This is a genomic window from Auritidibacter ignavus, assembly GCF_029853775.1.
Lineage (GTDB): Bacteria > Actinomycetota > Actinomycetes > Actinomycetales > Micrococcaceae > Auritidibacter > Auritidibacter ignavus.
This window is the reverse complement of the sequence record NZ_CP122564.1, coordinates 872,860-899,377: the sequence shown is the minus strand read 5'-3', so window position 1 is coordinate 899,377 and position 26,518 is coordinate 872,860. Positions and strand designations below refer to the sequence as shown.

Sequence of the window (26,518 nt, the reverse complement as noted above, 5' to 3'; positions counted from 1 at the left end):
AAACTGGTATGTTGTGGTGTGTGACTACTCCAGGTGAAATTTCCGTGCCACAAGCCAATGATCCGTCCTTTGACAATATTTGGCAGGAGCTGAAGTGGCGAGGACTGGCACATGTGAGTACCGATGAACAAGCACTGGAAAAAGTGCTTGCTGGAGAACCCATCACCTACTATTGTGGCTTCGACCCGACAGCAGCGTCGCTTCATCTTGGACACCTGGTTCAACTGCTGGTGATGCGCCGACTGCAGCTGGCGGGACACAAACCCCTGGCGTTGGTCGGAGGATTCACCGGACTGATCGGAGACCCGCGACAAACCACAGAACGGACTCTGAACGATAAGGCCCTCGTGGCCGAGTGGGTCAATTCTCTGCAAGACCAGGTTTCGAACTATCTGGAGTTCGACGCCGGAGACAATGTCGCCACCATGGTGAACAACCTGGACTGGACCGGGCAGCTTTCGGCCCTGGATTTCTTACGCGATATTGGTAAGTTCTTCCGCGTGGGAACCATGATCAAAAAAGAGATCGTAGCCAAGAGACTCGAATCTGAAGAAGGCATCTCCTACACCGAGTTCTCCTACCAGATCTTGCAGGGCTACGACTTTCTGGAGCTCTACCGTCGTTACGGTTGCGTGCTACAAACCGGTGGTTCTGACCAGTGGGGAAACCTCACCTCCGGAACCGAGTTGGTCCGCAAAGTTGAAGGTCAACATGTCCACGCCTTCGGGACTCCGTTGATCACCAACGCGGACGGCACCAAATTCGGTAAATCTGAAGGCAATGCGATCTGGCTCGATCCTGAGATGTGTTCGCCCTACACCTTCTACCAGTTCTGGCTCAATACCGCCGATGCAGACGTGATCGACCGGTTGAAAGTCTTCACGTTCCTCACCCGGGATCAGATTGCAGACTATGAGACGAAGGTCAAAGAGCAACCACATTTGCGTGAGGCCCAGAAAATTTTGGCATGGTTGGTGACTAGTCTGGTGCACGGCGAAGAACAAACCCGACAGGTCATTGACGCTTCGGCTGCGCTCTTCGGCCGCGGCGAATTGGCTCATATTGACGAGCAGACCTTAGCTGCGGCAGGTGCCGAACTACCACGGCCCGAGCCAGGAGCCCTGGACTCTTCCGCGCTCACCATAGTTGACTTGCTCGTTGCTACAGGCCTGGAAAAATCCAGGTCCTCGGCACGGCGAACCGTCAGCGATGGTGGCGCCTCCGTCAATAACGAGAAAATTCCCGACCCCGAAGAGCAGTTTGGGGCCGAAAAGGCCCTGCATGGGAAGTACCTCTTCGTGCGTCGAGGCAAGAAGAATCTAGCCTTCGTGGACCTCAGCGCGCTCTAGGGCGAAAGAACCAGCTGACTAACCCCAACGCGAGAGCGGGGTCACAGAAAATAGTTTTCGCACACCGTCGCTATCAGCCTAAAATCGGCGGAATCATGCGGTAGAACCCGACGATTCCGCCGATTTTGTTTTTTGCACGAGGTGTGTGTAAAGTATTCATTGCTGTCAGAGACCAAGCCCGCTGAACGAGCGGCCAAGAAGAGACAGCATCGAGAACAGAATTTGCAACGCAGAGAGATCATCTGCTAAACTACGAATCCGGTTCTCTTCCACGTTGGGTTCGAATTTGCTTCTGAAAATCAGGTGAAGATTTGATTTGACGAGGTGAACATCGAGTGACTATCGTGGAAACCCTGAGAAATGGGAAGTTGAAAACCTCTTCTTCTGTTTCTACGAACGGTTGTTTGATAACTCGATAGTGTGCCAAGTTTGTTGATGCCAAATTTTTTTTGTTTGGTTGCCATGGCCTCTTTTTTGCCTCGTTGGTTTTGGGGTTGTGGTTTGGCCAGTGGTGGGTTTTTCCGGCCTGCCTTTTGATCGTTCTTTCTGGGGCGTGACTTCATTTTTGTTGTTCTTGTTTTGGAGAGTTTGATCCTGGCTCAGGATGAACGCTGGCGGCGTGCTTAACACATGCAAGTCGAACGATGAAGCTACAGCTTGCTGTGGTGGATTAGTGGCGAACGGGTGAGTATCACGTGAGTAACCTGCCCTTGACTCTGGGATAAGCCTGGGAAACTGGGTCTAATACTGGATATGACTTCTGACCGCATGGTTGGTTGTGGAAAGTTTTTGCGGTTTTGGATGGACTCGCGGCCTATCAGCTTGTTGGTGGGGTAATGGCCTACCAAGGCTTCGACGGGTAGCCGGCCTGAGAGGGTGACCGGCCACACTGGGACTGAGACACGGCCCAGACTCCTACGGGAGGCAGCAGTGGGGGATATTGCACAATGGGCGCAAGCCTGATGCAGCGACGTCGCGTGAGGGATGACGGCCTTCGGGTTGTAAACCTCTTTCAGCAGGGAAGAAGCTTTGGTGACGGTACCTGCAGAAGAAGCACCGGCTAACTACGTGCCAGCAGCCGCGGTAATACGTAGGGTGCGAGCGTTATCCGGAATTATTGGGCGTAAAGAGCTCGTAGGCGGTTTGTCGCGTCTGCTGTGAAAGCTCAGGGCTTAACTCTGAGTTTGCAGTGGGTACGGGCAGACTGGAGTGCAGTAGGGGAGATTGGAATTCCTGGTGTAGCGGTGGAATGCGCAGATATCAGGAGGAACACCGATGGCGAAGGCAGGTCTCTGGGCTGTTACTGACGCTGAGGAGCGAAAGCATGGGGAGCGAACAGGATTAGATACCCTGGTAGTCCATGCCGTAAACGTTGGGCACTAGGTGTGGGGGATATTTCCACGTTTTCCGCGCCGTAGCTAACGCATTAAGTGCCCCGCCTGGGGAGTACGGCCGCAAGGCTAAAACTCAAAGGAATTGACGGGGGCCCGCACAAGCGGCGGAGCATGCGGATTAATTCGATGCAACGCGAAGAACCTTACCAAGGCTTGACATACACCGGATCGTTCCAGAGATGGTTCTTCCCTTTTTGGGCTGGTGTACAGGTGGTGCATGGTTGTCGTCAGCTCGTGTCGTGAGATGTTGGGTTAAGTCCCGCAACGAGCGCAACCCTCGTTCTATGTTGCCAGCATTTGGTTGGGGACTCATAGGAGACTGCCGGGGTCAACTCGGAGGAAGGTGGGGATGACGTCAAATCATCATGCCCCTTATGTCTTGGGCTTCACGCATGCTACAATGGCCGGTACAGAGGGTTGCGATACTGTGAGGTTGAGCTAATCCCTTAAAGCTGGTCTCAGTTCGGATTGGGGTCTGCAACTCGACCCCATGAAGTCGGAGTCGCTAGTAATCGCAGATCAGCAATGCTGCGGTGAATACGTTCCCGGGCCTTGTACACACCGCCCGTCGAGTCACGAAAGTTGGTAACACCCGAAGCCGGTGGCCTAACCGTTGTGGGGGGAGCCGTCGAAGGTGGGACTGGCGATTGGGACTAAGTCGTAACAAGGTAGCCGTACCGGAAGGTGCGGCTGGATCACCTCCTTTCTAAGGAGAAAGTTTTTTTCTCAGTGTTTTTGTTGGTGCCCTGGTGTGGTGACTGATGCTGTTGTGGTGTTGGTGCCAGGGTGCTGTTTGGGTGGATCATCAATGAATCCCTGGTTGTGTGGGGGTCATGCTGTGGGCATGGCTGGTTGCTGCTATTAGTACTGTTCCGCGCCGCGTGTTGTGTGTGGTGTGGTTCGTGGAGTGTGGTGGTTGCTGGTGGTGTTCTGGTGTGTTTGGTGCACTGTTGGGTTATGGGGTAATTGTTCCCTGGTGGCCTGTCTGCTCTTGTTGTCATCGTGTTGGTGGTGATGGGGGTGGGTGGGGTGTTGTTGTGGTAATTGCATAGTGGACGTGAGCATCTATCACGACACTGCGGTTTTGTGGTGTTGTGGTTGTGCTGCAAAGAGCATGAGTTTGTGCTGCGATCATTGGCCTGTTGGGGTTGGTGGTTGTGGTGGTGTTTCTTTGTGGTTGCTTTAGTTGTTTGTTTTGTGTGTCCAGTCACCATCGCATGATGCTGGTTTGGTGTTGTGTGTGGTGTTGGTGTTGCTTGTTTTGTGGCTTACGTGTGGCGCCACCGGTTGCCCCCTGTGATTCCTTCGTTGTGTTGGGTTGTGGGGGTTGGTGGTGTTTGTAAGTTGTGAAGGGCGCATGGTGGATGCCTTGGTAATAGGAGCCGATGAAGGACGTGGGAATCTGCGATAAGCCTGGTGGAGTTGATAACCGAGCGTTGATGCCAGGATGTCCGAATGGGGTAACCCCGCGCATCGTGGTGGTGCGTGACCGCTGGTTGAATGTATAGGCCAGTTGGAGGGAACGTGGGGAAGTGAAACATCTCAGTACCTGCAGGAAGAGAAAATAATAATGATTCTGCTAGTAGTGGCGAGCGAACGTGGATGAGGCTAAACCTGGTGCGTGTGATACACGGTAGTGGTTGCGTGCTGGGGGTTGTGGGATGCGCTGTGCTGGTTCTACCGGGCTGGCGAGTGATGGTTGCGTGTATGCGAAGTAGTTTGGATGCTACACCGTAGTGGGTGAGAGTCCCGTAGTGGTAACGCGTTGGCCGGGCTTTGGTGTTTTCCCGAGTAGTACGGGGTTCGTGGAGTCCCGTGTGAATCTGCCAGGACCACCTGGTAAGTCTAAATACTTCCTATTGACCGATAGTGGATCAGTACCGTGAGGGAATGGTGAAAAGTACCCCGGGAGGGGAGTGAAAGAGTACCTGAAACCATGTGCTTACAATCCGTTCGAGCGTCCTGTGGGGTGTGAGAGCGTGCCTTTTGCAAAATGAGCCTGCGAGTCAGTGATGCGTGGCGAGGTTAACCCGTGTGGGGTAGTCGTAGCGAAAGCGAGTCTGAATAGGGCGGTGAGTCGCGTGTTCTGGACCCGAAGCGGAGTGATCTACCCATGGCCAGGTTGAAGCGTGTGTAAGAGCACGTGGAGGACCGGACCCACTTCAGTTGAAAATGGAGGGGATGAGCTGTGGGTAGGGGTGAAAGGCTAATCAAACTCCGTGATAGCTGGTTCTCCCCGAAATGCATTTAGGTGCAGCGTTGCGTGTTTCTTGCTGGTGGTAGAGCTACTGGTTGGCTGATGGGCCCGACAAGGTTACTGACGTCAGCCAAACTCCGAATGCTGGTGAGTGAGAGCGTGGCAGTGAGACTGTGGGGGATAAGCTTCATGGTCGAGAGGGAAACAGCCCAGATCATCGGTTAAGGCCCCTAAGCGTGTGCTAAGTGGAAAAGGATGTGAAGTTGCTGAGACAACCAGGAGGTTGGCTTAGAAGCAGCCACCCTTGAAAGAGTGCGTAATAGCCCACTGGTCAAGTGATTTTGCGCCGACAATGTAGCGGGGCTTAAGCATACCGCCGAAACTGTGACAAACCACCGTGTGGTGGGTTGGGTAGGGGAGCGTCGTGCGTGTGGTGAAGCAGTCGTGTGAACGGTTGTGGAGAGCGTGCGAGTGAGAATGCAGGCATGAGTAGCGATAGGAGGGTGAGAAACCCTTCCGCCGGATGACTAAGGGTTCCAGGGTCAAGTTCATCTTCCCTGGGTTAGTCGGGACCTAAGGCGAGGCCGACAGGCGTAGTCGATGGATAACGGGTTGATATTCCCGTACCAGTGGTAGACCGTCCCTGCTGAGCTGGTGATACTAACCACCCGAGCCTTCCTGGATCACCTTTCGGGGTGACGTGGTTGGTGAGCGTGGGACCTGAACTGGTGAGGCAAGCGTGTTAACAGGTGTGACGCAGGAAGGTAGCCGGGCCAGGCAGTGGAATGGTCCTGGTCTAAGCGTGTAGGATGCAGGGTTGGTAAATCCGCTCTGTGTGTGTCTGAGACGTGATGGGCTCCCACGTGGTGGGAGATCTGGTGATCCTATGCTGCCAAGAAAAGCATCGACGCGAGGTTGACATTGCCCGTACCCTAAACCGACTCAGGTAGTCAGGTAGAGAATACTAAGGCGATCGAGAGAATCATAGTTAAGGAACTCGGCAAAATGCCCCCGTAACTTCGGAAGAAGGGGGGCCTCGACCTTGACACCCACGTGCTGGGTGGAGGGGGTAGGGGCCGCAGAGACCAGGGGGAAGCGACTGTTTATCAAAAACACAGGTCCATGCGAAGTCGTAAGACGATGTATATGGACTGACTCCTGCCCGGTGCTGGAAGGTTAAGCGGAGCTATTAGCCCTTTGTGGGCGACGTGGTGAAGTTAAGCCCCAGTAAACGGCGGTGGTAACTATAACCATCCTAAGGTAGCGAAATTCCTTGTCGGGTAAGTTCCGACCTGCACGAATGGAGTAACGACTTCCCCGCTGTCTCAACTGTGAACTCGGTGAAATTGCAGTACGAGTAAAGATGCTCGTTACGCGCAGAAGGACGGAAAGACCCCGAGACCTTCACTATAGTTTGGTATTGGTGTTCGGTGTGGCTTGTGTAGAATAGGTGGGAGACTGTGAAGCTAGCACGCTAGTGGTAGTGGAGTCGTTGTGTGAAATACCACTCTGGTCATAGTGAACATCTAACTTCGGACCGTGATCCGGTTCAGGGACAGTGCCTGATGGGTAGTTTAACTGGGGCGGTTGCCTCCTAAATGGTAACGGAGGCGCCCAAAGGTTCCCTCAGCCTGGTTGGCAATCAGGTGTTGAGTGTAAGTGCACAAGGGAGCTTGACTGTGAGACTGGCAGGTCGAGCAGGAACGAAAGTTGGGACTAGTGATCCGGCGACTCGTTGTGGAACGGTCGTCGCTCAACGGATAAAAGGTACCTCGGGGATAACAGGCTTATCTTGCCCAAGAGTTCATATCGACGGCATGGTTTGGCACCTCGATGTCGGCTCGTCGCATCCTGGGGCTGGAGTTGGTCCCAAGGGTTGGGCTGTTCGCCCATTAAAGCGGTACGCGAGCTGGGTTCAGAACGTCGTGAGACAGTTCGGTCCCTATCCTCTGCGCGCGGTGGAGAATTGAGAAGGGCTGTCCTTAGTACGAGAGGACCGGGACGGACGAACCTCTGGTATGTCAGTTGTACCGCCAGGTGCATGGCTGATTGGCTACGTTCGGGATAGATAACCGCTGAAAGCATCTAAGCGGGAAGCTTGCTTCAAGATGAATTCTCCTGACACCCTTGTGGTGTGAGAGGTTCCCAGTAGATGACTGGGTTGATAGGCCGGGTGTGTAAGCACGGACTGACGACGTGTTGAGCTGACCGGTACTAATAGACCAAAGACTTACAAACACCCCCAACCAACCACAAACCACTCCCCGCCCGCCGGGGGTTGGTGAAGGATCACGGGTCTGGGGTGTGAGATCGTAAGCCAGACACAACACCACACCCTGACACAACACCACCCCAACCGGGGGTGGCCTGTCAGGGTGATCACGAGCAAACACTCACGGCACACACAAAAAACACGACACCCAACGTGTTCTAGCCAGCACAACCATGCCAACGTCCACTATGGGATTACCCCAACAAACACCGCCGTGTGTGAAACACACAGGCCCACACAATCGAAGACAAGGTTTCCCACCCCCACCCCCCGGGGGTTGGTGAGAAGAGTTACGGTGGTTATAGCGTAGGGGAAACGCCCGGTCCCATTCCGAACCCGGAAGCTAAGACCTACAGCGCCGATGGTACTGCACACGGGAGTGTGTGGGAGAGTAGGACACCGCCGGACAATCATTACACGGTCGGGGACGAACAGACCACCCTGGTGACAACGACGCCACCACCGCCCAGGCTCTGTTCGTCCCCGACCACCATTCAACCCACCAAACACCTGATCGAGGTGTTCAGGTACGCAGGTACGTATTCAGCGCTAAAAAAGTGCCAGTGCTTCGGACTGTGCTATTTTATGTGTATCTGTTGTAGTCTCTTCCAATCATTGTTTGTCACTGACCGCTACCCGGGCGCAATGAGCTAGTGTCCAGTCGTTTCTATCCGACTTCATGCTACGGCGATCACTTCCGCGCGTTTCTTGGTAATGCAACGCGTTCCCTGAGTGCTCTTGACGTGTTGTTGCTGTGGGCATCAGCACCTCAACTGTCGGCCCAGAGGGCGTGGCCCTGGTAACATTAAATATATCGGTAGAGCGTTTAGATAACGATTTACTGATAAAGTTGAATGTCCAAGTTGCACATCGGAACGTTTCCGTGGTGACTTTCCTCAGGCGGAAACGTTGAGGGGCGGGAACATGAAACTCGAGGAGGACCGGCTCATCGAAGCCTATCGGCGGATGAGTCGAATTCGGCAGTTTGAAGAAGTAACAAAAGATTTATTACTTGATGGTCAGCTTTATGGAGCGTTTCACACTTCGGCGGGGCAAGAGGCCTCTATTGTCGGGTCGTGTTTAGCTCTTGAAGAGACCGATTATATGGTTGGTACACACCGGTCACACGGGCACCCTATCGGCAAAGGCGCCGATATCAAGGGGCTGATGGCTGAATTATTCGGCCGCGTGGACGGTGTTAACGAAGGTAAGGGCGGGTCGATGCACCTGTCTGATTTCTCCGTTGGGTCGCTCGGGGAGACCTCGATCGTTGGGTCCGGACTGCCTGTCGCTACCGGCGCCGGGTTGGGCACGAAATTGCAGGGGAAAGACCAGGTCACCTTATGTTTCTTTGGTGATGGTGCTTCCAATGAAGGTGCATTTCATGAGGCTCTCAACATCGCCTCGATCTGGGATCTGCCCGTCGTGTACGTCTGTGAGAATAACGGTTATGGTGAGTTTACCTCCTGGGGAAAGGTAGTGGCATCGGAATCAATCGCTGCCCGCTCCGTGGCTTACGATATGCCGGGCGTTGTTGTTGACGGACAAGAGTTCATGGCTGTGTATGAGGCGGTCAAGACAGCGGTTGATCGGGCACGGTCCGGTGAAGGACCCTCGCTGGTGGAGACTCGCACCTACCGTTTCGAGAACCATGCGATTGGGTTGCCCGTTGAGGAATATCGGGACGACGAAGAGATCGACGAGTGGCGAGAGAACCGTGATCCCCTGGTCCTGTTCCGTGATAAGGCTGAGGAATTCGGTCTGAATATTGCTGATTTAGACAGCATTGATGAAGCGATTATCGATGAAGTCAATGAAGCGGTTGAATTTGCCAAAGCCTCGCCGGAGCCATCGGCGGATGAGGCGTTCACCCACCTATTCACCGAACCCGTCGAGATTCGACACTAGCTGTGTGAGAAGAGGATACAGGCAATGCGTACTTTGACATATCTCGACGCTATCGTCGAAGCACAACGTGACGAGATGGCCCGTGATGAGAACGTGTTCCTCATGGGCTTGGACGTGTCTTGGAACATTACCGGAACAACGGGGAACAAGAATGGCAAACTCTCAGAGCAGTTCGGGTTAGAACGTGTTCGGGACGCTCCCATTTCAGAGAATGGCTACGTTGGCACTGGAGCGGGCGCTGCGATGGTTGGGATGCGACCCATCGTCGAAATTGAAATTGCACCGTTCATCTACGTTGCCATGGACCAACTGGTGTCCATTATTTCGAAATCCACATATATCTACGGTGGTCAAGCATCGCTACCCATAACAATCCGGATGCCCATGATTTATAACGTGGGCAACGCAGCCCAGCACTCGGATCGTCCGATTTCTACCCTTGCAACCATTCCCGGGCTGAAGATTATTGCGCCGTCCACGCCCAGAGACATGTACGGGCTGTTGCGTCAAGCAATCCAAACCGACGATCCGGTGGTGGTCCTGGAAGATTTCACCCGTACCGGTGTACGTGGCGAAGTTCCGGATGCCGACGAGGAATTCACGATTCCCTTGGGCCGGGCCGATATCAAACGGGAAGGCTCAGACGTCACCATCGTGACGGTTGCCGGGGCACTGGGTGCTGCCGAGGCTGCAGCAAATCAACTAGCCGACGAAGGAATTGACGCCGAGATCTTGGACCCGCGATCGATTTTGCCTCTGGACCTGGAAGCGATTCTGACCTCTGTCGCCAAGACAGGAAAGCTTGTTGTGGCCGACCCATGTCATGACTTTTCCTCGATTGCTTCACAGATCTCGGCCGAAGTTGTCCAAGAAGGTTTCTGGGACCTGGAAGCACCGATCCAGCGAGTGACCACTCCGCACACTCACATTCCATACGCGCAGTCGATGGAAAAACCGCTATATCCGAACGCCGACCGCATCGTTGCGGCCGTACACCAAACCATGGAATGAGAGGGGCCGTTGTGACGACTGAAATCAAGCTCCCACAGTGGGGCATGTCAATGGGTGAAGGTACCGTCACGCAGTGGTATGTCAGTGTTGGCGACGAAGTAGAAGCTGGCCAACCTCTCGTTGAAATAGAAGCTGCCAAAGTCACCGACGATGTCAGCTCTCCAACAGCGGGAACCGTTCAGGAAATTTTGGTTGACGTAGACGACACCGTTGAGGTTAACACTGTGCTGTGCGTCGTGGGTGATGGTGCGATGCAGCAACAGGCAGCGCCTCAGGACGGGGATGAGTCACCGTCTGAGACCACTTCGACATCACCGACAGAATCTGAGCGGCGCACCAGCGAGAACACCTCGCATGATGCGGGTGCACCGCGAGGGATTGAAGAAGCTCGCAAGAAATCCGGTCGCATCACCGGGGTGGTTCCTTTGGCCCGCAAACTGGCCAAAGAACACGACATCGACCTTGCTCAGATCGACGGCAGCGGAACCTCAGGCCGGATTGTGACCCAAGACGTCCGAGACGTTATCGAAGGTCGCGACGCTGCACCTGCCGATGACCAAGCCCAGGAGCAACCAAGTACGGCCGAAGCCGGTGGCGTCTCACCAGAAGGCGAAACGCGGGAGAAAATCCCACGGTTACGTAAAGTCATTGCCGATCGGATGCACGCCAGCCTGTCCGACACCGCACAATATACGCTGACGACCACAGCGGATATCACGGACTTTGAAACCTTCCGGGGTGATGTCGGTGGCGGAGTGACGAAACCGTCCTACATGGACGCCGTTCTGCGGGCGGTAGCGGCCGCTCTCGGGCACCATCCGTTGTTGAATTCCCGACTGGAAGACGACTCCATCGTCGATCCGGGCGTGATCAACCTAGGTTTTGCGGTGGCACTCGAGGACGGGCTCGTTGTTCCGGTGATCCACAACGCCGAACGCCTCGGGCTGGCCGAGATGGCAGAGACCACGCGGGAACTGGCCACACGTGCGCGTGACCAGGACCTGGGCGCTGATGACTTTGATGGAGGAACTTTTTCCATCACTGCACTTGGTGGGCAAGGAATTGATTTCTTCACCCCCATCATTAACCCGCCACAGTCAGCGATTTTGGGAATTGGTCGGGTTCGTGAAGTGCCGACACGGTTTGGGTCAGGCTTCGTGTGGCGCCACGAGTTGCCCTTGAGTTTGACGGTGGATCACCGGTTGAACGATGGGTATCCTGCGGCGTTGTTCCTTGCCGAGGTGGTTGACCTTCTGGGGCAACCGAACAAGCTACTGTAGCGAGTCTCCACGCTGACATTTCACGGTCGTTGGTCCTTCGGTACGGCGACAGCGACCGTGAAATGTGTGCTTTAACGTCTGCTGTGCACGCTGTTGAAGAAGCGCGAGTGGCGAGCACAGTGATTTCAGTTCCTGAGGATGTTTCTCAACCGATCAGTGGCTCAGCCGGCCTCGTCTGACCGAACAACACCGGTGGCTTTCTAGTAGACTAACTCCGACGTGTAACAAGGTATTTTCGATCGTTAGAACGGCTCGTTAGTGACAGAACATTCAGAACAGCAGTCCTCCCCACGACGTGACCACGGAGGCCAGCGCCCGCACCGTCACAACAACCACGGTGGTCGGTCACACCCAAACCGTGGGCGTGGGCATCACGGGCAGCGATCTGTTCGGGGACCGCGCAAGGACCGCCCACGGGAGCCACAGATTGACGGAGATGTCACCGGACGGGAACTGGACGGGGCTGTCACCCGCGAACTAGCGGCTTTAGAAGAGCACAACCGCGTCAAGGTCGCCAAGCACTTGGTGATGGCCGCCCGGTACTTAGAAGCAGACCCCGAGCTCGCCTTTGACCACGCACGCGCCGCCTCCAGCCGTGGCGGTCGCATCGGGGTGGTCAGGGAAGCAGTCGGGATCACCGCCTACGAAGCAGAGAAATATCAGGATGCGCTACGCGAGTTCCGGACGTATCGACGTATTTCGGGAGACGATACCCATATTCCGGAGATCGTGGACTGTGAGCGTGCCCTGGGGCGTGGCGAAAAAGCACTCCAAACCGCCGCGGAAGTCAACCGAGAAAAACTAACCAAACGTGTCCGGGTCGAACTTGCTATCGTGGTCTCCGGGATCTTGCAGGACCTCGGCCGCGCTCAGGAAGCCGTTGCAGCGCTCCAGATTCCGGAACTAGATCGGCACAAGGCCTTTAGCTATAGTCCGCGACTATTTACGGCTTACGCGGACGCATTAGCGAACGCAAAACAAGAGCGCGAAGCGCGTCTGTGGCGCCAACGCACCGCTCGAGCGGAATCAGCACTCGGGTTCTCGGTGACTGATGATGATCCAGCGATCATCGACCTCGGTGAAGATTTTGAGCCAGCGCCAGATAAAAGTCCCCGCACCCAGAAAAAACACTCGGGACAAGGAAACCTACGCCGATGAAACTTCGTGACGGACACGATGGGCTCCTCTGTGATCTCGACGGGGTGGTCTATGCCGGGGACCAGTTGATTTCCGGAGCCGAGATCCTCAATGATCTCATCGACCACGGTGTGGCCGTGGGCTTCGTCACCAATAACGCCTCGAAATCTACCGAGGCCGTGGCAGCGAAACTCCAGAAGCTCGGCGTCCACGCCGCGCCAGCTCACGTGTACTCCTCAACTCAAGCCGGTGTTGAAATACTGCGCGCTGAACAACAGCCCGGAGCAACGGTCCTCGTCGTCGGTTCGGACAGTCTGCGACAGGCGGTAGAACAGGCCGGATTTCAGGTGGTGGACCACGCGAGCCAGCAGCCTGAGGCGGTGATTCAAGGATTCGACTCCGGAATCGGGTGGAAGAATCTCGCCGAAGCGAGCTTCGCAATCCACCGGGGCGCCTTCTGGGTGGCTACCAATTTGGACCTGACGATCCCTCAAGAACAAGGCATCGCTCCCGGCAACGGATCGCTGATTGGAGCGGTCACCCAGGCCGTGGGCAGAGGCCCCGATGTGGTGGCTGGCAAGCCGGAACCGCAATTATTCCAGCTGGCCGCCCAAGCTCAGGGAATGAACCGCCCGCTGATGGTCGGTGACCGGCTCGATACCGATATTAAAGGTGCACATGCGGCGGGATTTACTGCGGCCCTGGTGACCACCGGAATCCACCAGCCAGCCGACGTAGCCGGTCGTGACAGAACAGAACAACCTGACGTGATCATTGATCATTTGGGACAATTGGTCGAGGGCGCCCATGAATGACGACGTTGAACTCACGGATGCCAGGTTACTCGAGATTCTCCAAACTCTCGACGGGATCCAGGACCAAGACATCGCCACCGAGCGTCAGCGATACGAGCAGGTGCTGAATCAGCTCCAGGATCATCTCAACGACCCGAATGCGGCAGGGCCCACGCTGTGACCTCGACACCTGGGCAACGGTTGGACCACTATTTGGTTAGTGCCGGGCTGGCACCCACCCGAAGCCAGGCGGCAGGCTTGATTCAGCAGGGGGTGATCACCGTCAACGGCCAGGTGGTACATAAACCCGGGAAAAAAGTTGCCTCCGACGATACGGTGGAATCCCAGGCCGACCAGCAGCAGTGGGCATCTCGGGCCGGGCATAAACTGGCCGGTGCTTTGGACATTTTCCGCGGAATAGACGTCAAGGGCGCTAGCTGCCTGGATGCCGGAGCTTCCACGGGAGGATTTACCGACGTGTTATTGCACCATGGAGCTGGACACGTGCACGCGGTGGACGTGGGCCATGACCAGCTGGTGCCACGGCTGCGAGTTGACCCCCGGGTGAGCGTGTATGAAGGCCTGAACATTCGCGCGCTGAGCCTCGAAACGCTCGGGGAGTCCGTGGAGGTGGTGGTTTCCGACCTATCATTCATCTCACTGACCTTGGTGCTGGAACCGCTGGCCGGAGTGTGTGCCGACGGCGCCGATGTGATGCTGATGGTCAAACCACAATTCGAGGTCGGCAAGAAAGCACTCCCCAAATCCGGAGTGGTGACCGACCCCCAGGCCCGAGTGCAAGCGGTGACTCGCGTGGTGCATACTGCTGCCCGGCATGGGCTCGACCCGGTCGGGCTCAGCGCATCCACTTTGCCAGGACAGGATGGCAACCGGGAATTCTTCTGTCACGCCGTGAAAAGGCCCTCCGCCGTCTCGGCCGACGCGCTTGCCGACTGGGTACGACGCCAAAACGTAGACTGGGGAGAGTAACGGTTGACTGACCGGGTCAGTGCCGATGTTTTCTCCACAGAGTGCTGGCCGAAAAGTACACGCTGATCCCGTGAGACGGTACAGTGATCTGAAGCGAGACGCGCGAGTTTGGAGGTATTGGAATGGCGCCACGCAGGATTCTGATCCTGACCCACACCGGTCGTGAAGATGCCATTCAATCCGGACTCGATGTTGCTGACGAACTGTTAACGTACGGGCTACAACCGGTCATGATGCGTGATGATGCCGAAGCGATCAATCAGGCCATTATCACCGGGGCCGTGCCCCGTCGCACCATGGTGGCCGACGTTCTCGAAGATGCCGGTCAGCTTGGTGATATTGATCTGTGCGTGGTGCTGGGCGGAGACGGTTCGGTGTTGCGCGCTGCTGAGCTGGTGCGCGGTACCGAACTGCCGTTGCTGGCGGTCAACCTCGGCCACATCGGCTTCTTGGCCGAATCTGAACGCACCGATATTCCCTCCACCGTGGCTGCGGTGGCTGAAGAGGCTTACGACGTTGAAGAGCGCATGACCATCGATGTCAGAGTTTTAGTTGACGATCAGCTGGTGGCCCGAACGTGGGCATTGAATGAAGCCTCGGTCGAAAAATCCAACCGCGAACGCACTCTCGAGGTCGTCATCGGGGTCGATGATCGCCCGATCTCCACCTTCGGATGTGACGGGGTCGTGATGGCTACCCCGACCGGTTCGACTGCCTATGCTTTCTCAGCCGGAGGACCGGTCGTCTGGCCCGAAGTCGAAACGATGCTGATGGTGCCACTGTCTGCCCACGCGCTCTTTGCCCGGCCCCTGGTCGTTTCGCCGCGCTCGGTCATGTCCGTGGACGTGTTGCAACGCACCAATGAGGCCGGGGTGCTGTGGTGCGATGGCCGTCGAACCGTGGATCTACCCCAGGCAGCTCGGGTGGAAGTCACCCGCTCGGATCAGCCAGTGCGCCTGGCACGGCTGTCGCACACGCCCTTCTCCGAACGACTGGTCCGCAAGTTCAAGCTTCCCACCAAGGGATGGCGTGGGTCGATCTCAGAAGCCGATCGGGCAGAAATAGCCGCCCGATCCCTGGCGCGTCGTCAGTCCGCAGCCTCCACCGGCTCATCCGGGGTTGAAGTCGTGGAGCCACACCACTTGGCACCCAAAGTCGAAGTCACCGAGCCGCGCACCACCGAGTTGCCGGTGGTGACGAAAGCTGATGAGAAGAATCCGCTGGTGACCAGGGCGCAATTACGAGCAGACCGGACGTCAAACCGGTCCGAGGACTAAAGGGGAGGCCAGTACCGTGATAGAGCACCTAGGCATTTCGTCGCTGGGCGTGATCGAATCCGGGGGTCTCGACCTCGGGCCGGGTTTCACTGCCCTGACCGGTGAAACCGGGGCCGGGAAAACGATGATTGTCACCGCGTTGAACCTGTTGCTCGGAGGCCGGGCTGATGCGTCGCTGATTCGTCGCGGAGACCGCAAGGCCGCGGTGGAAGCTGAATTCATTCTGCCCGAGAATCACCCCGTGGCCGGGCTGGTTGAAGAAGCTGGTGGCTCTGTAGACCCGTTGGAGGACAACGTCCAGGTGCTGGTCTCCCGGACAGTGACCGAATCCTCCGGATCCACTCGCTCCCGGGCCACCGCCGGTGGCCGGAGTGTGCCGGTGAGCTTGTTGGTAGCCGTGGGCGAACATTGCATCGCCATTCATGGGCAGTCCGAACAATTGCGCTTGCGTTCTGCGACCGCTCAACGCCAAGCTCTGGATTCCTTTGCTGGAGCCGAGCTGAAAGACACGCTGGAGACTTATCGGAAGAATTTCTCTCGCTGGAACGCAGTTCGAGAAGAACTCCAGGCGCTACGCGCCCAAGCCCAAGACAGGGCACTAGAGGCCGAGAACCTGCAACGCTCGCTGGAGGAGATCGACGAGGCCGAGATCACCGAGGCAGAAGACCAAGAGTTGGCTTCCACCATTGCGCGACTGGAAAATATTGAAGACCTCAGGTCCGCAGCAACTACCGCCCGTGGCGGGCTGGCCGGTGAAGACGACACCGATCTGAATGCGCCCAGCGCAGAAGTGTTAGTGGAGGCTGCTCGACAGTCCTTGGCGAGTTCACCGGGAGATGATCCGGTGCTTCAGCAACTCGCACAACGGCTGAGCGAAGTGGGGATCCAGCTTGCCGATATTTCTACCGAATTGGCCAGCTATCTGGCCGGGCTCGATGATGAAGGCCCGCACGCGTTGGACCAGGCCCAAGAGCGTCGAGCTGAACTGGATCGGCTGAAACGTCTCTACGGTCCCGAGTTGACAGACGTGCTGGCCTGGGCCCAGGACCACCGGTCCCGACTCGATGAGCTACAGGGCGATACCGGTCGCATTGAAGAGCTTGAGACCGAAGAACAACAGCTCCACCAGGCCGTCACGCAGGGAGCAGAACAGCTCCGCTCCCTGCGCCTGGGTGCCGGTGAGATGCTATCGGAGAAAGTTACGGACGAACTGCACGGGTTGTTGATGCCCACCGCCGAACTGACGGTCCGGGTCAGCCCGTTAGAGACCTTCGGGCCCTCTGGAGCAGATGATGTAGCCATTCTGCTACGGCCCCACCCCGGCTCCGACCCGGTGCCACTGGGCAAAGGTGCTTCCGGAGGCGAGCTCTCCCGCGTCATGCTGGCACTCGAGCTGGTACTGGCCGATACCGACCCGGTCCCGACCTTCGTTTTTGACGAGATTGATGCCGGGGTCGGGGGAGAGGCCGCCGTACAGATTGGACAACGTCTGGCCGCCCTGGCTCGTCGGGTTCAAGTCATTGTGGTGACTCACCTGCCACAGGTGGCAGCTTGGGCAGATCACCACCTGAAAGTCACGAAGAATCCCGATACCGCGGCCGGGGTGACGACCTCGGATGTACAGGAACTGACCCGTCGGGAACGAGTTGAAGAACTGGCCCGCATGCTTGCCGGGCATGCTGACTCCTCCTCGGCGCAGGAACACGCCCGCGAGCTACTAGACCAGTCGCAACTTTGCGACTAACTCACTCAGTGAACCCCGGGCGCTCCGTCAGACCCCGGTGCTAGAGAGGATTCGAGAAATCGTGAAGAACCGTGACGAAGATCAGCGCGCCAACCAGACCCAGGACTGTGTGGATCAGAGCTACCGGGCGCCGGTGAGGCACCGGGAAACTGCTTTCCACGGGGTGGTCTGGGATATCCGACGCGATACTTTCGAGCTGGACGCCGGCGGCAAACGCCAGGAACTGACCCGAGAATATATGGCCCATCCCGGGGCAGTGGCGGTCCTGGCGCTCAACGACCGGGATCAGGTGGCGATGGTGCGCCAATACCGTCACCCGGTGTCCACGTTCTGCTGGGAAATCCCGGCCGGGCTCTTGGACGTCTGCGGCGAATCGCTGGTAGCCGCAGCCCAACGGGAACTGGCCGAAGAGGCTGGCCTGGAAGCCAAAGACTGGCAGATTCTGGTGGATCATTTCTCCACCTCCGGGGCCTCGACCGAAGGGACCCGAATCTTTCTGGCGCGCGAAGTGGCCCAGATTCCCGAAGAGAACCGGGCGGAGCTACACGCCGAAGAGGTGGGGATGCAACTGCACTGGGTGGACCGTGACCGGGTCATTCAGGCAGTACTGGCCGGCGAGATTCACAATGCCAACACCATCATGGCGGTGATGAGTTACACCGTGGGTTCAACCCAGCCATCCTGGCCGGTGCGCGAGCTGGATGATAAGTGGTTGGGTCGTAGCGGTGCTTGATCCGCGCGAGTACCCGGCAGGTTTAAGCACCCCAGCCCAGCGGTACCTCGATGCGGTGAGTATTGAACGGGGCCTATCGGAGAACACTCTGAAAGCATACGAACATGACTTGACTCGCTACGTGAACTATCTGGTCTCCCAGGGGCTGAACGACATCAGCCAGGTCACCACCCATCACGTCACCGGGTTCTTACAAACCATCCGCACCGGGGCCGATGGCGAGACCGCAGTGGTGGCCCGTTCGGCAGCGCGGATGCTCGCCGCCGTGCGCGGGGCACACGAATTCTGGGCGGTCGAAGGGTTGGTGGACCACGATCCGGCTCGGGAGGTTTCGCCACCCAGCCTGGAACAGAGCCTGCCGAAAGCTCTGAGCATCGACGAGGTTGCCCGTCTGTTGGAAGCACCCTCACCGGATACCCCGGCTGGGCTACGGGACCGGGCGCTGCTGGAATTTCTCTACGCGACCGGAGCCCGGATTTCTGAAGCGGTGGCCCTGGATGTTGACGATATTGTCCAGGCTCTGGATGGCACCTCCCAACCGGTGGTGCGACTGTTCGGCAAAGGATCCAAAGAACGCATCGTGCCGCTGGGATCCTACGCCTACCGGGCATTAGACGCTTGGTTGCGTCGGGGACGCCCGGGCATCGTCTCCCGGGGGAGGGGCACAGCGGCACTGTTTGTCAATCTGCGCGGTTCCCGGCTCTCTCGCCAATCTGGGTGGACCATTTTGAAAAAAGCCGCCCAACGGGTCCAGCTCACCGACGAGGTGTCGCCACACACGTTGCGACACTCGTTTGCGACCCACTTATTATCTGGGGGAGCTGATGTGCGGGTGGTCCAGGAACTGTTGGGACACGCTTCCGTGACCACCACACAGGTATATACGTTGGTCACCGCTGAGAGTTTGCGCGAGGTATATGCGACCGCGCACCCGCGGGCGATGAGGTCCTAAAGTGTATACCTTCAGGTTGCACTTTAACCTCAAGGCTCGCCGAGAAAGAGAGTGAACAACGGCTAAACTGCGACTTTCCCATTAGGGTAGTGTTAGAAGAATTTTCGAGGGTCACTAACCCCGGGGAGATCATACACCAGAAGTTTTGCAGGAGCTGTCTAGACCGTGAACGACCAACAGCAACCGTTACCCGTCATGATGGTCACCGGAGAACCGGTGATGGGGCCCACCGGCCGCCCTAAACACGACTTCCCCAACCCCCCGGCACTCGAAACCCACGGTCCGGCACGTATCATTGCGATGGTCAACCAAAAAGGTGGGGTCGGCAAAACTACCTCGTCGATCAACCTTGGAGCAGCGTTGGCTGAATACGGGCGAAAGGTGCTGATGGTCGACTTTGACCCGCAAGGTGCGCTTTCGGCAGGCTTCGGGACCAATCCCCACGAGATGGATCTGACCGTGTACAACGTGATGATGGAGCGAGACATCACTGCTCGCGATGCCATCATCCCCACCCGACACGAGAATATTGACCTCTTGCCGGCCAATATTGACTTGTCGGCTGCTGAAGTGCAACTGGTCAACGAGGTGGCTCGTGAACAAGTGCTCGAACGGGCACTGCGCCAGGTACGCGATGACTACGATGTGATCATCATTGACTGTCAGCCCTCGCTCGGATTGCTGACCGTCAACGCGCTGGCCGCCTCCCACGGTGTCATCATCCCGTTGACCGCAGAATTCTTCGCACTGCGCGCGGTGGCTCTGCTGGTAGAAACGATTGAGAAGGTTCAAGACCGCATCAACCCCGACCTCGAAATCGACGGTGTGTTGGCCACCATGTTCGATGCGCGTACTCTGCACTCCAAAGAAGTAGTCGGTCGACTCGTTGAAGCCTTTGACGATAAGGTTTTCGAAACCGTCATCTCCCGGACGATTAAATTTGCCGACGCCACGGTGGCAGCAGAACCGATCACCACTTTCGCCCACAACCACCCGGGTGCTCAGGCCTATCGGCAACTGGCCCGGGAGCTGATCTGTCGTGGTGGTGCACCGTGAGCCTCGCCGAACTCTCCGGCGATGCCCTCACCACTACAGCGCACCCCGAAGACTTCGAGGAGACCGACCATGGCGGTTTTCAGCTTCGCCTGAAAAATTTTGAGGGACCCTTTGATCTGTTGTTGTCACTGATCGCCCGCAAACGCCTGGAGGTGACCGAAGTCGCCCTGGCGGAGGTCACCGACGAGTTCCTGGCCTATGTGCGCACCATTGAGTCCACGGTTGATGCACTGGATGAAACCAGCTCGTTCATGGTGGTGGCAGCGACCCTGTTAGATCTCAAAACCGCCCGGCTATTGCCGGCTGGGATCTCGGATCCAGACGAAGAACTGGCGCTACTGGAAGAACGAGATCTGTTGTTTGCCCGTCTGTTGCAGTACAAAGCCTTCAAACAGGCTGCTGCGCTGATGACCCAGCGCATGGCCGAAAATGCCAGCGCGGTGCCACGACGGCCCGGTCCTGAACCGGCCCACAGCCACTTTCTCCCACCACTGGTGCTCAACACCACCGTCGAAGAATTCGCGCAACTGGCGCAGCAAGTCTTTTCCCGAACTCCCGTCGAGGATGGCCCTGACCAGGTCGGTACCGATCACTTGCACTCACCGGTGGTCTCCGTCTGGGAACAAGTCAGTATCCTCTCCTCCCGGTTAGCCCAGGCTGGACGGATGAGTTTTACCGAGCTGGTCGCCGATGCCGACAACACCATGACCGTGGTGGCACGGTTCCTGGGTCTCTTGGAGCTCTACCGGGACCGGCTGATCTTCTTGGAACAAGACCATCCGCTAGATGACATCCAGGTGCAATGGCACCCCGAACGTGATGCCCGGCTCCGCCCCGAGCCGTCTGTCACGGAGGGGGAGCATGACTGAGTCTCTGGCCGAGCTACGGGCCAGCCTCGAAGCGGTGCTGATGGTCATCGAAGAGCCGGTGACTATCGATCAGCTGGTCCAAGCCACCGAAGCCACCCCAACGGAGGTACTCCAGGCCCTCGAACGGTTACGCGCCGACTACGACGGTGAAGCTACCGGACCCCGGCGGGGGTTCGAACTGCGCGATGTCGCTGGAGGCTGGCGGATCTACTCTCGTGGTGAGTATGAGCAGACTGTGGAACGATTCATGGTCAGAGGTGCCACCGCTAAACTGTCACCTGCTGCCTCCGAGGCCCTGGCAGTGATAGCCTATTTGCAACCGACTACGCGTTCACGAGTTGCCCAAATTCGGGGCGTGAACTCCGACTCGGTGATTCGGAGCCTGCAAACCCGAGGCTTGATCCAAGATTCGGGTCAAGACCCGCTCACCCAGGCTGTGTTGTACACAACCACCGGATATTTCTTAGAATTACTAGGTCTCGATTCTGTCGCAGACCTGCCGAAACTCTCTCCCTTACTTCCTGGGTTGGCTGATCTTACCGATCTGGACATTCCCAACGACACCGAAGGATAACTCTGTATGGCAACCCGCAAGCCGCGAGGCTCCGGACATTCCTCGTCCCGTCGTACCCCGAAAGCAGGGCAGAAAGGCGGGCCCTTCTCCGGAGCAGACTACGACCGCACCCTTGGCCCGGTGAAATCCGTCCAAAAGTCCCAGCGCTCCGCGTCGGCTTCCGCCCGACGCGGTTCAGCGCGCGCTCAGCACACCCCGGATGGACAACGCCTGCAGAAAGTCATGGCCGCGGCCGGTGTAGCCTCCCGCCGCGTCTGTGAGGACCTGATCACCGAAGGCCGGGTGGAAGTCAACGGCGTGCTCGTCACCGAGCTGGGCACCCGCGTGGATCCGACAACCGCCGAGATCGTCGTCGACGGAATCCGCGTCCACACCAACCCCGAAACCGTCTATTATGCGTTCAATAAACCCCGTGGCGTGATTTCTACCATGCACGATCCCGAGGGTCGACGCTGTGTGGCTGACTACGTCGAAACCACCGATCAGCGCCTGTTCCACATTGGCCGGCTAGATAATGAGACCGAAGGCCTGTTGCTACTGACCAACGACGGAGAACTGGCCAACCGGATGTCGCATCCCTCCTACGAAATTGCCAAAACCTACCTGGTACAGGTTCGCGGGCCGTTGGCCAAAGGGGTGGGCGCCCAACTGCGCGCCGGCGTTGAGGTCGAAGAGGACGGCATAGTCTCGGTGGACTCCTTCCGGGTGGTGGATTCGACTCCCGGACATGTGCTGTGTGAAATCACCTTGCACTCGGGACAAAACCGAATTGTGCGCCGGATGATGAAAGCCGTCGGCTATCCCGTGGAACGCTTGGTCCGGGTCGCGCACGGCCCCATTGTGCTTGGTGACCAGCGTCAAGGCACCCTCCGGGTGCTTAACCAGCAAGAAATCGGTCACCTGATGGCCGAGGTGGGACTGTGAGCCAGCCACGTTTTTCCCGCACTCAGCGGGTCGATACCCAAGCGCTGGCCGAGGCAACCGAAGAAGTCTCCCAGCGGCATGCCATCGCCGAACCCGTGTTGATTCGTGGCACCGGACTGCTCGGGACCAGCATCGGTCTGGGCCTGCGCGCCGCCGGAGTCGAGGTGCTCTTGTCCGACCCATCGCCCTCCGCCCTGGCAGTGGCCGCCGACATTGGCGCGGGAGCGATCTGTGACCCCGCGCAAGCTCAGCCGGGTACCGTGGTGGTCGCAGCACCCCCGGACGTCACCGGCCAGACAGTGGTTGACTCACTCCAGCACTACCCGCATGCGGTGGTCCTTGACATCGCCTCGGTCAAAGTCGCCATCGCCGATCAGGTGCATCAAGCAGTCCAGACCGGTGTGATCGCGGATCAAGACGCCACTCGGTATATCGGTACCCACCCGATGGCCGGACGCGAAAAATCTGGTCCGGTCGCTGCCCGTGGCCAACTATTCACTGCTGCCCCCTGGGTGGTATGCGCCCGGCCAGAGACCGCTGCTACCGCCCTGGCCGTTGCCGAAGATCTCGCTCGGGTGCTAGGTGCGACCGTCTACCGCCTCGACCCGGTTGCTCACGACCGTGCGGTGGCCCTGGTCTCACACATGCCCCAGATCACCGCGAGTCTGCTGGCCAGCCGGTTGCAGAATATTCCGTCTCAGGCGCTGGAACTGGCTGGCAACGGGTTGCGCGATACGGTCAGAATTGCTGGGAGTGACCCCAGGCTGTGGGTCCAGATTCTGGCAGCTAACTCCACCGAAATCCTGCCACACCTCTACGGGATGAAAGCTGATCTCGACCGCCTGATTTCCACCCTGGAGGACCCCACCGCTCTCGGGGCGCGCCTGGACGTGGCCCAGCTGATCGATGAAGGCAACCGTGGCCAGGCCAGAATTCCGGGTAAACACGGCAACCCTGCGCAATCCTTTGCGGTTATCACCGTGCTGGTGGACGACTCGCCCGGCCAGATCCTCGCGGCCTTGCAGGATGTCGCCGAGGTCGGTACCAACGTCGAGGATTTGCGCATGGACCACTCCGCTGGGTACCAGGTCGGGATGTTAGAGATTTCGGTGCTGCCGGGCCAAAAGGATCTCCTGGTGCAGGAGTTGACCTCTCGAGGATGGAAGGTGCTCTAGCTGATGACTTCACCCCGTGCTGACCACACCGCTCAGGCGCCGTTGGTTATTGCCATCGACGGGCCGTCAGGGTCGGGCAAATCCACCGTGGCGAAAGCTCTCGCACGACATTTCCAGGCTCGCTACCTGGACACCGGGGCGATGTATCGCACCGCCGCGCTGTGGTGCCACCAGCAGGGAGTGGACCTGGCTGCTGCGCCCAGCCCGGAGCGGACCGAGCGAATCATCGAGCTGGTCCAAACCATGCCGGTGCACCAGGACCTCGACCCTGATGCCCAACTCATCCTGCTGGATGGCTCCGATGTCACCGAGGCCATCCGGGACCCAAACCTCTCGTCGGTGGTCTCGGCGGTGTCCACCATTCCCCAGGTACGCGAGATTCTGATTGCCCGGCAACGTCAGCTGATCGCTGGTAGCCCGCGCATTGTGGCTGAAGGTCGAGATATCACCACCGTGGTCGCCCCGCAGGCTGATGCGCGACTGTTGTTGACCGCCTCCGAGACCTCTCGGATGGCCCGACGGGGACTGCAACAACAGCAAGAATCAACCCAAGCATTAAGCGCCGAAATTACCGAGCGGGACCAACGAGACCTCTCGGTGGTGGATTTCATGACACCGGCCGACGGGGTGGCCCTGGTGGATTCCACCGAGCTGGATCTGGACGAGACGATTGCCAGTGCACTGCAGGCAGTGCAGACTCAATTGGCGGAGAGGACATACCGATCATGACCGAGCGTGACGACCACGACGACACTGAGTTCACCCCCTCGGGCCCCGACACCGTCGACGAGTCCTTTGCGGCGCTGACCGATGAGGACTACCGCAACCGTGAAGCTGCGTATCGGGCTGGACTGGAACAGTATGACCTCGATGACGAGGACACCGCCCTGTTAGCAGCTGGCGAGGATGAGGATCCGCTCCGATTCCAACCGAGCCATGTTCCTGCCGTGTTGGCCGTGGTGGGTCGCCCCAACGTGGGTAAATCCACCCTGGTCAACCGCATCATCGGTCGCCGGGAAGCCGTCGTGGAAGATGTTCCCGGTGTCACCCGCGATCGGGTGCAGTATCAGGCTGAATGGAACGGCGTGGACTTCACCCTGGTTGATACCGGTGGCTGGGAGTACGGGGTCAAAGGTATGGCCGCTCGCGTTGCTGAACAAGCCGAACGCGCGGTGGAACGCGCCGATGCGGTGATGTTCGTCGTCGATGCCACTGTGGGGATCACCGCCACCGACGAGGCAGTGGTCACCATGTTGCGTAAATCCGGCAGGCCGGTGATCCTGGCGGCCAATAAGGTCGATGGGATGAACCAGGAAGCTGACGCGGCGATGCTGTGGGGCCTGGGCTTGGGCTACCCGTTCCCGGTCTCGGGCATCCATGGTCGAGGCACCGGTGACCTGCTCGATGCGGTGGTGGCCACCCTGCCGGAAGAATCCGCCTACGGTCAGGCTCCAGATCTCACCGGGCCGCGCCGGGTGGCGCTGGTGGGGCGACCCAACGTGGGTAAATCCTCGTTGCTGAACACGCTGGCCAATGCTGAACGTGTGGTCGTCGACAATACCGCGGGAACAACCCGCGACCCGGTCGATGAGCTGATCACCCTGGATGGTCGCACCTGGAAATTCGTTGACACCGCCGGGATCCGGCGACGGCAACACATGGCTTCTGGGTCCGACTATTACGCCTCACTGCGCACCAAATCTGCCCTGGACCGCGCTGAGGTAGCCGTGGTGCTGATGGCAGCCCCCGAAGTGGTCTCCGAACAAGACGTGCGGATTATCCAGCTGGTGTTGGAGTCCGGGCGAGCCATGGTGTTGGCCTTCAATAAATGGGACCTGATGGATGAGGAGCGCCGGGATGATCTGGAACGCGAAATCGATCTGGACCTCAGCCACGTGTCCTGGGCGCCACGCATCAATATTTCCGCCAAAACCGGCTGGCACAACAACCGGCTGGTGCCGGCCCTTGATACTGCGCTGACGTCCTGGGATCAGCGCATCCCCACCGGTCAGCTCAACTCCTTTATTGGGGAACTGGTCGCGGCCCATCCGCACCCGGTGCGTGGGGGCAAACAGCCTCGCATCCTGTTTGCCACCCAGGCCTCAGCCCGGCCTCCAAAATTTGTGTTGTTCACCACCGGGTTCTTGGACCCCGGGTACCGTCGGTTCATTCAGCGTCGGCTTCGGGAGACGTTTGACTTTACCGGGACGCCGATTGAGATCACCATGCGGATCCGCGAAAAGCGCAAGCGTTAACACACACGCCACACAGTGGCCAGGATTAGAGCCTAAACAGGGCCTTGGCATCGGGGATAATCTCGCGACCGCCGAGACCTGCCAGTTCTAGCAACACCGTGATACCGACCAGTTCGGCACCGCGGGCCTGGATCAGATCCATTCCGGCCCGCAACGACCCGCCGGTAGCCAAAATATCGTCAACGAGCAACACCTTCATCCCCGGGGCCAGGTCGGCCGAAACCTCCATGGCTTCCGTGCCGTATTCCAAGTTGTAGTTCACTGAGGCAACCGGCTGGGGGAGCTTGCCCTTTTTGCGCAACGGGATGAAGCCACGGTTGGCCTCGACCGCTAAGGCACCGGCCAAGATAAACCCGCGAGCCTCGATTCCGGCGACGACATCGAACTCACCAGCATATGGTTCGATCAAGGCTGCCATGCAAGAGGTGAAGGCCCGCCGGTCGGCCAAGAGTGGAGTAATATCGCGGAATGTCACCCCCGGTTCTGGATAGTCCGGTACCGAACGAATCAAGGACAGCGCACGATCAAGTTCTGCGGTGGAAACCGGGGAGTGTTGCATGGTCTCCAGTCTACGGTGTTCGCACCACGTCCGTGCCGGTCATCTCCGCGTCGACCTCCCGTTTCGTC

At 58.2% G+C, this 26,518-nt stretch carries 21 protein-coding genes and 3 rRNA genes; 22 read left to right on the top strand and 2 right to left on the bottom strand.

Features of this window, described 5'->3' with window-relative positions:
- Window positions 1–20: 20 nt before the first annotated feature.
- On the top strand, window positions 21–1,349 hold the full coding sequence (tyrS, locus tag QDX22_RS03955; protein WP_246840144.1) for a tyrosine--tRNA ligase: 1,329 nt from the start codon (window positions 21–23) through the stop codon (window positions 1,347–1,349).
- A gap of 299 nt (window positions 1,350–1,648) precedes the next feature.
- Here the strand turns inward: tyrS and QDX22_RS03950 are convergent, their stop codons facing one another.
- A complete protein-coding gene (locus QDX22_RS03950; RefSeq protein ID WP_148707506.1) occupies window positions 1,649–1,912 on the bottom strand; it encodes a hypothetical protein in 264 nt (87 codons plus the stop codon).
- A gap of 13 nt (window positions 1,913–1,925) precedes the next feature.
- Here QDX22_RS03950 and QDX22_RS03945 point away from each other — a divergent pair.
- From QDX22_RS03945 to der, 21 genes are all read left to right on the top strand, one after another.
- Window positions 1,926–3,449, top strand: a 16S ribosomal RNA gene (locus QDX22_RS03945).
- Between the two features lie 631 nt (window positions 3,450–4,080).
- A 23S ribosomal RNA gene (locus QDX22_RS03940) occupies window positions 4,081–7,178 on the top strand.
- Window positions 7,179–7,503: 325 nt separating this feature from the next.
- Window positions 7,504–7,620, top strand: a 5S ribosomal RNA gene (gene rrf / locus QDX22_RS03935).
- The 16S, 23S and 5S rRNA genes sit together here, the layout of an rRNA operon.
- A gap of 516 nt (window positions 7,621–8,136) precedes the next feature.
- Window positions 8,137–9,120: a thiamine pyrophosphate-dependent dehydrogenase E1 component subunit alpha gene (locus tag QDX22_RS03930; RefSeq protein WP_110100421.1), complete on the top strand. Its 984-nt coding sequence runs from the start codon at window positions 8,137–8,139 to the stop codon at window positions 9,118–9,120.
- Window positions 9,121–9,144: 24 nt separating this feature from the next.
- Entirely contained in the window at window positions 9,145–10,131 is a 987-nt protein-coding gene (locus tag QDX22_RS03925) for an alpha-ketoacid dehydrogenase subunit beta (protein ID WP_110099293.1), read from the top strand.
- Between the two features lie 11 nt (window positions 10,132–10,142).
- Window positions 10,143–11,411 carry a dihydrolipoamide acetyltransferase family protein gene (locus tag QDX22_RS03920; RefSeq protein ID WP_168186075.1) on the top strand — a complete coding sequence of 423 codons (1,269 nt, stop codon included), beginning with the start codon at window positions 10,143–10,145 and terminating at the stop codon, window positions 11,409–11,411.
- A 258-nt stretch (window positions 11,412–11,669) separates the two neighbouring features.
- A complete protein-coding gene (locus tag QDX22_RS03915) occupies window positions 11,670–12,569 on the top strand; it encodes a tetratricopeptide repeat protein (protein WP_110099295.1) in 900 nt (299 codons plus the stop codon).
- Window positions 12,566–13,363, top strand: coding sequence for an HAD-IIA family hydrolase (locus QDX22_RS03910; protein WP_279674031.1), 798 nt, complete (start codon window positions 12,566–12,568; stop codon window positions 13,361–13,363). The genes QDX22_RS03915 and QDX22_RS03910 overlap by 4 nt, the downstream gene beginning before the upstream one ends.
- Window positions 13,356–13,523 (top strand): hypothetical protein, encoded by a 168-nt coding sequence (locus tag QDX22_RS03905; protein ID WP_158524631.1) that lies wholly within the window; start codon window positions 13,356–13,358, stop codon window positions 13,521–13,523. Before QDX22_RS03910 ends, QDX22_RS03905 begins: the two co-directional genes overlap by 8 nt.
- The gene (locus QDX22_RS03900) at window positions 13,520–14,332 is read left to right on the top strand and encodes a TlyA family RNA methyltransferase (RefSeq protein WP_279674029.1); all 813 of its coding nucleotides are present in this window, start codon (window positions 13,520–13,522) and stop codon (window positions 14,330–14,332) included. Before QDX22_RS03905 ends, QDX22_RS03900 begins: the two co-directional genes overlap by 4 nt.
- A 122-nt stretch (window positions 14,333–14,454) precedes the next feature.
- On the top strand, window positions 14,455–15,609 hold the full coding sequence (locus QDX22_RS03895) for an NAD kinase (RefSeq protein WP_110099297.1): 1,155 nt from the start codon (window positions 14,455–14,457) through the stop codon (window positions 15,607–15,609).
- 16 nt (window positions 15,610–15,625) lie between these two features.
- On the top strand, window positions 15,626–17,353 hold the full coding sequence (gene recN, locus QDX22_RS03890) for a DNA repair protein RecN (protein WP_110100427.1): 1,728 nt from the start codon (window positions 15,626–15,628) through the stop codon (window positions 17,351–17,353).
- A gap of 61 nt (window positions 17,354–17,414) precedes the next feature.
- Window positions 17,415–18,086 (top strand): NUDIX domain-containing protein, encoded by a 672-nt coding sequence (locus QDX22_RS03885; RefSeq protein ID WP_110100428.1) that lies wholly within the window; start codon window positions 17,415–17,417, stop codon window positions 18,084–18,086.
- On the top strand, window positions 18,055–19,038 hold the full coding sequence (xerD, locus tag QDX22_RS03880; protein WP_110100429.1) for a site-specific tyrosine recombinase XerD: 984 nt from the start codon (window positions 18,055–18,057) through the stop codon (window positions 19,036–19,038). Before QDX22_RS03885 ends, xerD begins: the two co-directional genes overlap by 32 nt.
- A 195-nt stretch (window positions 19,039–19,233) precedes the next feature.
- Window positions 19,234–20,094, top strand: coding sequence for a ParA family protein (locus QDX22_RS03875; RefSeq protein ID WP_110099358.1), 861 nt, complete (start codon window positions 19,234–19,236; stop codon window positions 20,092–20,094).
- Window positions 20,091–20,963, top strand: a complete 873-nt coding sequence (locus QDX22_RS03870; RefSeq protein ID WP_158524701.1) for a segregation and condensation protein A — start codon at window positions 20,091–20,093, stop codon at window positions 20,961–20,963. The genes QDX22_RS03875 and QDX22_RS03870 overlap by 4 nt, the downstream gene beginning before the upstream one ends.
- Window positions 20,956–21,537, top strand: coding sequence for an SMC-Scp complex subunit ScpB (gene scpB / locus QDX22_RS03865; RefSeq protein WP_233487846.1), 582 nt, complete (start codon window positions 20,956–20,958; stop codon window positions 21,535–21,537). Before QDX22_RS03870 ends, scpB begins: the two co-directional genes overlap by 8 nt.
- 6 nt (window positions 21,538–21,543) lie before the next feature.
- A complete protein-coding gene (locus QDX22_RS03860) occupies window positions 21,544–22,461 on the top strand; it encodes a pseudouridine synthase (RefSeq protein ID WP_110099302.1) in 918 nt (305 codons plus the stop codon).
- 44 nt (window positions 22,462–22,505) lie between these two features.
- Complete coding sequence (locus tag QDX22_RS03855; RefSeq protein WP_279674268.1) at window positions 22,506–23,636, top strand: prephenate dehydrogenase; 1,131 nt, start codon at window positions 22,506–22,508, stop codon at window positions 23,634–23,636.
- Window positions 23,637–23,639: 3 nt separating this feature from the next.
- Complete coding sequence (cmk, locus tag QDX22_RS03850; protein WP_279674028.1) at window positions 23,640–24,365, top strand: (d)CMP kinase; 726 nt, start codon at window positions 23,640–23,642, stop codon at window positions 24,363–24,365.
- Window positions 24,362–25,891, top strand: coding sequence for a ribosome biogenesis GTPase Der (der, locus tag QDX22_RS03845; protein ID WP_279674027.1), 1,530 nt, complete (start codon window positions 24,362–24,364; stop codon window positions 25,889–25,891). Before cmk ends, der begins: the two co-directional genes overlap by 4 nt.
- Window positions 25,892–25,916: 25 nt before the next feature.
- On the opposite strand, the gene QDX22_RS03840 is transcribed toward der, so the two are convergent.
- Window positions 25,917–26,450, bottom strand: coding sequence for an adenine phosphoribosyltransferase (locus tag QDX22_RS03840; protein ID WP_279674026.1), 534 nt, complete (start codon window positions 26,448–26,450; stop codon window positions 25,917–25,919).
- Between the last annotated feature and the right edge of the window lie 68 nt (window positions 26,451–26,518).